We start from the raw sequence: 2,600 nt of genomic DNA, 5'->3' as shown, positions 1-2,600 counted from the left end.
TGTTGTTTGGGGTCGGCGAGGATTGGGTAGACCGTGGTGGTCGTTGGTTCGGTGTGTTGGACGAGTTCGTTGGTGGTGTTGTCTGGTTCGTACCAGGTGCGTACCGGTGTGCCGGTGGCATCGATGGCCCAAGGTGGGTCAATATGTTCAACGACGGTGTCGTTGGCATCGAGGACATCAACACCACCATCTTCACGGGTGACCATCCGCCCGCCTGGGGGTACGTCGATGGCAAAACGGTGGGTAGGATCACTTGTCGGGTCGGTCAGCAACACCAAACGTCGATGTCCCCCATCGATGGTGGGGTAGCCAACACTGGTGTGATCAAAAGGTGTCCTGGTGCCGGGAGTCTGCGGTAGCGTCCCCGCAATTGCGGTGGTGCGACGTCGTGTGGTGGCACCGCTGATACTGGTGATCGCACCAAGGATCACCCCCAGTGTTCCAGCGGCAATCGGGGTCAACCCAATAGTAGGTGTCACCATGGTGGTCACTGGCTGGTTGGTTGCTGGTGCCGGTGGTGTTAGTGCTGGTGTGGGCGTGGTGGTGGGGTGGTCAGGGGTGACTGTGGTGGGATCAACTTGCCGGTCAGGTTGGGGGTCAGGTTGGGGTTGGTGATCGATGATGACACCCGTGGGGTTGCCGTTATCGTCGATGACGTGACTGTTACCGTGGTCATCTTCACGCACGGTGATGGTGGCACCGTCTGGGCGTTGGATGACACGGGCAGGGCCGGTGAGGTTACTGCGTGCAGTATCAAGCGCGCTTTCGGTCGTGGGGTTGTTGCTTGGTGGTTGCAGCCCACGGCGCGGGCTGCCAACATCAACACCATTGTCACTGAGATTGGTTCGCGGTGCTGCAGGCGGTTGCTGTCCCCAACGATCAGGACGATCACCCGTGCCTGTTGGTGCAGCAGGTTGCCGCTGGCGCGCAGCCTGGTCTGTGCCGTGGCATTGATACGCCGGCCACGGTACTGGTTGCGGCACCGATTGGCCTGGGTGTGCAGCTTGCCACGCTGCTCGTTGCGCTGCATCCCATTGCGCTGTTTCACGAGCACAACGCTGTGCAGGGGTTTCAGCGTGTACTACCCACACACCGGCACCAGCACTGTAGAACACACCAACACTGACCCCAAGCACCGCAGCACCACGAACAACCCCACGAGCCACACGTGACTTCACCATGCTCACCGCGCTTTTTATTGTGAGCGTGTCGCACGCCAGCAGGAGATGAACCGACGGGTTCCGGTGCTAACCAATCCGCCGGCGAGCATCATCCAGAGCATATACGGCAGCATCACGAGGTACACGCCATATTCTGCGCTCCATTGCCCAAGTGACGGCATCACCCCGACACCGACAAACAGAAGAATAAAACCGATCAACATCAGCAACAATGCGCGATCCATGAGCGAATGTACCTCGATATCCTAAGCTCTGGAATGTTCCAATAAACGTGAGTTAACGAATCCGACGAGCGTCCCCGTAAACAGCGACAGCATCAACAGAGGTATCAGTCGAGGCCGTAACCGAAACATAGGAACGAATCGACACCGGCCCCGCACACCCGTTGATCTGCAAGTGCGCGCCCGTAAACCCGCCTGCAGCACGCAATTTATCCAAATTCATCGAATACCCAGCCAGAGGAATATTCGTAATCCCACCAGGATCCAAGTGAAACGCAATAGTCGGTGCGACCTCTGCCTTCGAATCCACCTTCGCTTCACTATCAACCCCAACACCAGCCTTCGCCCCTGCGTCAGCAGTGGCATCAGCACCGAGCGTTGCCGAGTTATCGGGCAACGTCACTTGCACACTTGGACCCACCTTGACCCCGCCATCAACACCAGCATTTGCTGAAGGGGCAACACCAACCGAAGGAGAAACACCAAGCACTGACGCCACTTCCACATCAGCACCACGCGAGACATCCACCCCACAACCAATTTGGTATCCGGTTTCAAAATATGCGGCCTGGATAGCCTCACTACCATCACCATCGATCCACGTTCGGCCACTGAGCGTGCCAAAAGCCTCACCAGTGGTCACGCCACCATCCAACGCTGGAGCGAAATGAATGGACTCATCAACCTTCTGCGCATGCAAGACCCACCCATCAGCAGTAACCCGAGAAGCCTCAGCATCACGCAAATCACGCTCACCACCAGCAACCGGCAATGGATACAGTCCTTCCAGTACCGGCACCCACCCCGGTAACGCCGCAGCAGACCCCACCGACAGCGCCAGCCCAACACCAACAATCAAACCTGCGAGAGGTGCAGAGCGCACAATCACCAGTCCTAACCATTTAGATCTAGAACAATCAATAGTCCTAACCATTTAGATCTAGAACAATCAATTCCATTCCACGGAAGCAGACCTGGTCACAGAAACAGAAATCATACCCAAGAACGGGGGTAGGCAACCGATTTGCCACCCATGGTAAACCCCATGTGAAAGCCCCAACATTCACCTAATCTACCAGTACCTTTGAACGCTCAACCGACACCACCGCACAAACTCAGTATCCACCCCGAACAATTCTTCACAAATCACACAGGCAAAGTCCCACCCCGACGGAAAACTGACAATAACACACCGATT

The 2,600-nt window shown here is 56.6% G+C and carries 2 protein-coding genes and 1 pseudogene; all 3 read right to left on the bottom strand.

The window, feature by feature from the left end:
• Window positions 1–1,181 (bottom strand): annotated as a pseudogene (locus IEU99_RS10920) (hypothetical protein); the annotation flags it as partial.
• A 14-nt stretch (window positions 1,182–1,195) separates the two neighbouring features.
• Complete coding sequence (locus tag IEU99_RS10915) at window positions 1,196–1,405, bottom strand: hypothetical protein (RefSeq protein ID WP_128890692.1); 210 nt, start codon at window positions 1,403–1,405, stop codon at window positions 1,196–1,198.
• A gap of 52 nt (window positions 1,406–1,457) precedes the next feature.
• On the bottom strand, window positions 1,458–2,285 hold the full coding sequence (locus IEU99_RS10910) for an MspA family porin (RefSeq protein WP_229718486.1): 828 nt from the start codon (window positions 2,283–2,285) through the stop codon (window positions 1,458–1,460).
• Window positions 2,286–2,600: the final 315 nt, after the last annotated feature.

The organism is Corynebacterium pelargi (assembly GCF_014635485.1).
GTDB classification, from domain to species: Bacteria; Actinomycetota; Actinomycetes; order Mycobacteriales; family Mycobacteriaceae; genus Corynebacterium; species Corynebacterium pelargi.
This window is presented reverse-complemented; position numbering and strand designations above follow the sequence as displayed.

What these genes read in the sequence shown, in the direction of transcription:
- IEU99_RS10915 (WP_128890692.1), bottom strand. Translation starts at nt 1,405, where the DNA reads ATGGATCGCGCATTGTTGCTGATGTTGATCGGTTTTATTCTTCTGTTT.